Here is a 4,015-nt window from a genome sequence, read left to right as displayed (position 1 = left end):
CCATGCCCTCGAAGAAGGTCGGCGTACCGACCAGCGCCAGGCTGCGCGCCACTTCCTCGGCCAGCGCTCGGCTGCGCAGAACCTCCAGTTCGGTCTGCATCACCGTTTCGGTGTCGTCGGTGTTGGGACGCGGCGTTCCCGCGCCCGCCGCACCCGCCGGCAGATCCTCGACTTCGACCGAAGCGGTCGCGCGATAGTCCGGGGTCGAGAGCAGGATATAGAGCAACGCCGCCAGCAGGCAGAGCGCCATGGTGACGAACAGGATCACGCGATGCCGGCGCAGCACCGTCCAGTAGACATGAGCGCCGCGCGACAGACGCGCACCCGCACCCTCCACTTCGGCGCTGTCGGGGGTTTCGGTCAGGGGCGCGGCCATCAATTCCCTCCATCCAGCGCGATGAAGCCCGCCGCGAGAACCGGCACCGCAATCAGCGCGCCGCCCAATATGGCCTTTGCGCGCGACAGGCCGACGATCACCTGATCGCCGGGCAAAATTTCAGGATCCGGCGCTTCGCCCTTGCGGATCGCGCCGAGGTCGAACATCGCCGCCTGCCGCTGGCCATCCATCCGGCGCACGACGACGATCTGGCTGAGACCCGCGAGCCGCGTCGGCCCCTTGCCCAGCGCCACCGCCTGCGACAGGGTCAGCCGTCCGTCGAAGGGATACAGGCCCGGTTCGCGCACTTCGCCATCCAGCGTGATGCGACGGCCCACTGCCTTCTTCACGAACAGCGTTACCTGCGGCGACACGAGATAGCGGTCGCCAAGGCGCCCGGCGATGACGTCCGCCGCCTCGCCCGATGTCAGACCGCCGATCGACACATCGCCGATCAACGGCATACGGATCATGCCGGTGGCGCTGACCTGCGCATCCTCCAGCGACAGGTCCGGCTCATGATAGACGCTGATGCGCAGCACATCATCAGGCGCGATCCGATAGTCCATGCCGACAGCCGGCGGCGGGGGAACGACCGCATAGGCGGCCTCACCCCTGGGCGCCTCCTCCACAGTCGCGCATCCTGCCAGTCCCGGCAGGGCCAGGGCAGCCATCCAAAGTCGCGGCGAGCGCCAGCGCCTCATGCCTATAGTCCCCCTTTGGCGATTGATCCTTGGCGCGGAAAGGCGCCGTCGGAACCGGGGGTTAGCGACGGGACAGGTGTATGGCAACCATATGCGCGACGGGTCGCGCCGGCATGCTGACGATCAGACGGCGACGCGCCCCGTTGCAGGAGCCGCGACCCGGCGAGGCTGGTCGGGCCAGATTCCCCGCGTGTCATACACTGCCTTGTCGGCGCGCTCGTCGACGGGGACCGATTTGAACATGTCATGATCGACCAGAATGACGAACACGCCACATTGTTCCAGAGCCGTATCGAGATCGATCAATTCTGCGCCGGTTCCGGCGAAGTCCATCGGCAGTTCCTGCGCATAGGGTTCGACGAGTTTGATACGGCGGCCATAGCGGCGCGCGAGGCGTGCGGCGACCTTCACCGCCGGGCTTTCGCGGAAGTCGTCGATATTCGCCTTGAAGGCGAGGCCGAGACAAGCGACGTCCTCGCCGGCGAAATCGTCGATCATGTCGGATGCCTTTGCCACCACATGATCGGTCTTGCCGTCATTCACTTCGCGCGCGGTGCGGATGATGCGGGCGTTTTCGGGGTCGCCATGGACGATGAACCAGGGATCGACGGCAATGCAATGGCCGCCGACTCCGGGACCGGGATTGAGGATGTTGACGCGCGGGTGGCGGTTGGCGAGGCGGATCACCTCCCACACGTCGATGTCCATATTCTCCGCGATCACGGACAGTTCGTTGGCGAAGGCGATGTTGACGTCGCGGAAGCTGTTCTCGACCAGCTTCACCATCTCGGCCGCGCGGGCGGTGGTGGTGATGCAGGCGCCACGCACGAACTGGCGGTAGAAACCCAGCGCCTTGCGCGCGCAGCGCGGTGTGATGCCGCCGATGCAACGATCATTGTCGATCAGTTCGACCAGGATGCGACCGGGCAGAACCCGCTCCGGGCAATAGGCGATGGCGATGTCGCCCTGAACACCCTGTCCCGGCATCTTGAGATCCGCGCGGATCGATCCGATCACGTCGCGCATCGCTTCGGTCGTGCCCACCGGCGAGGTGGATTCCAGAATCACCGTGTCGCCAGCCTTCAGCACCGGTGCAATCGTCCGCGCGGCCTTCAGAACATAGGAAATGTCAGGCGCGCGATCCTCCGCCACCGGGGTTGGCACAGCGATGATGAAGACGTCGCTTTCCTCGACCTCAAGGCTGGCGCGAAGATTGCCCCGCGCGACCACGCCCTGCACCAGGCCGTCCAGATCGACCTCCTCGATATGGACGCGGCCCGAATTGACCGTCTCCACCACATGGACGGATACGTCGATGCCCACCACCTGGCATCCCCCGCGCGCGATCAGCGCAGCGGTCGGCAGGCCGATATAGCCGAGGCCGATAACGGAAACCTTCTGCTTGGTGTCGACGGGCATGAGGCGGCTAATCCTTTGGGCCGTTGCAAATTGGCGGCCTTTCTGCCGGGAAATGCTGAAGATTTTGGTAACGAGACCTTCAGGCGGCGCGCACCGCCTGCCCTGTCTCCGCCATTATTTCGGCGATCCGCTCCGCCGCATGCCCGTCGCCGAAGGGATTGTGCGCGCGCGCCATCGCCTGGTATGCGTCCTCGTCATCGAGCAGCGCCAGCACCTCGCGCACGATGCGGTCGCGGTCGGCACCGACCAGCTTGGCCGTACCTGCTTCCACGCCTTCGGGGCGTTCGGTCGTTTCGCGCATCACCAGCACCGGCTTGCCGAGCGAAGGCGCTTCTTCCTGTACGCCGCCGCTGTCGGTCAGCACGAGATGGCACATGTCGAGCAACCGCACGAAATGGGGATAGTCGAGCGGCTCGATCATCGCGACATTGGGCAGGTCGCCCAGCACCGCGTCCATGACGGGCCGCACATTGGGGTTGGGGTGAACGGGGAAGATGACCGCCACGTCGGGCCGGGCGGCGATATCGGCGATCGATCGGGCGATCGCTTCCATGCCGCCGCCGAAATTCTCGCGCCGGTGGCTGGTCACGGCGACGATCCGCTTGCCCGCGAAGCGCGCGACCAGATCGTCCAGTCCGCTTGCCAGCGACGGCTGCGCCAATACCCGCGCGCGGGTGGCGAGCAAGGCATCGATCACGGTGTTGCCGGTAATATGGATGCCGGCGGGATCGCGATTTTCGCCCAGCAGCGCGTCGGCCGCCGCCTGGGTCGGCGCGAAGTTCATGTCGGCGATGCAGGCGACGACGCGCCGGTTCACTTCCTCCGGCCAGGGATGATGGATGTCGCCGCTGCGCAGCCCCGCCTCGACATGGGCGACCGGGATCTTGCGATAATAAGCGGCGAGGCTCGCGACCATCGTGGTCAGCGTATCGCCATGCACGACCACCCGGTCAGGCCTTTCGGTGTCGAACGCCTGGCCCAGTTCGACGATCAGCTTCGCCGTCAGCCCGTCCAGCGTCTGGTTGGGCACCATAACGTCCAGATCGATGTCGGGGACGATCCCGGCAATCTCCAGCACCTGATCCAGCAGACCGCGATGCTGCGCGGTCACGATGACACGAACCTGCACCCCTGCCCGCGCTCGCAGGGCATGAACCACCGGGAACATCTTGATCGCTTCGGGACGGGTACCAAAAACCAGCGCTATCTTCACATCGTCTTCCTAATCAGTCGTTTGGTCTTCCCTTCGCAGAAATTGGTATACAGGCCCTGAACGCCATGCCAGTTCCACGCTGCAATGCAGCGAACGCCATCCGTAACGATTTACGGTGCCGGCGCACGTTGCACCGTTTCATATTATGTGGAGCCATAGCACCTCATGAAAATCACGATGATCGGCACGGGTTATGTAGGCCTTGTGTCGGGAGCCTGTTTTGCGGATTTCGGGCATGACGTTGTTTGCGTCGACAAGGATGCGGGCAAGATCGCGGCGATCGAAGCCGGTCGCATGCCGATC

General features: G+C 64.8%; 4 protein-coding genes and 1 pseudogene. 1 reads left to right on the top strand and 4 read right to left on the bottom strand.

Features of this window, described 5'->3' with window-relative positions:
• The 4 genes from VMR39_RS17350 to wecB all read right to left on the bottom strand — a co-directional run.
• Positions 1-376: Wzz/FepE/Etk N-terminal domain-containing protein (locus VMR39_RS17350; protein WP_325417358.1), on the bottom strand; the 376-nt coding region annotated here is incomplete at its 3' end.
• Positions 376-1,050: a polysaccharide biosynthesis/export family protein gene (locus tag VMR39_RS17345; protein ID WP_325417356.1), complete on the bottom strand. Its 675-nt coding sequence runs from the start codon at positions 1,048-1,050 to the stop codon at positions 376-378. The genes VMR39_RS17345 and VMR39_RS17350, both read right to left, overlap by 1 nt.
• A gap of 153 nt (positions 1,051-1,203) precedes the next feature.
• Positions 1,204-2,499 carry a UDP-N-acetyl-D-mannosamine dehydrogenase gene (wecC, locus tag VMR39_RS17340; protein ID WP_325417354.1) on the bottom strand — a complete coding sequence of 432 codons (1,296 nt, stop codon included), beginning with the start codon at positions 2,497-2,499 and terminating at the stop codon, positions 1,204-1,206.
• 79 nt (positions 2,500-2,578) lie between these two features.
• Positions 2,579-3,712 (bottom strand): non-hydrolyzing UDP-N-acetylglucosamine 2-epimerase, encoded by a 1,134-nt coding sequence (gene wecB / locus VMR39_RS17335; RefSeq protein ID WP_325417352.1) that lies wholly within the window; start codon positions 3,710-3,712, stop codon positions 2,579-2,581.
• Positions 3,713-3,877: 165 nt separating this feature from the next.
• Here wecB and VMR39_RS17330 point away from each other — a divergent pair.
• A pseudogene (locus VMR39_RS17330) lies at positions 3,878-4,015 on the top strand (UDP-glucose 6-dehydrogenase); the annotation flags it as partial.

The organism is Sphingobium sp. (assembly GCF_035511395.1).
In the GTDB taxonomy this organism is placed as follows: Bacteria; Pseudomonadota; Alphaproteobacteria; order Sphingomonadales; family Sphingomonadaceae; genus Sphingobium.
The sequence above is the reverse complement of the archived record's forward strand: the minus strand, read 5'-3'. Positions and strand labels throughout refer to the sequence as shown.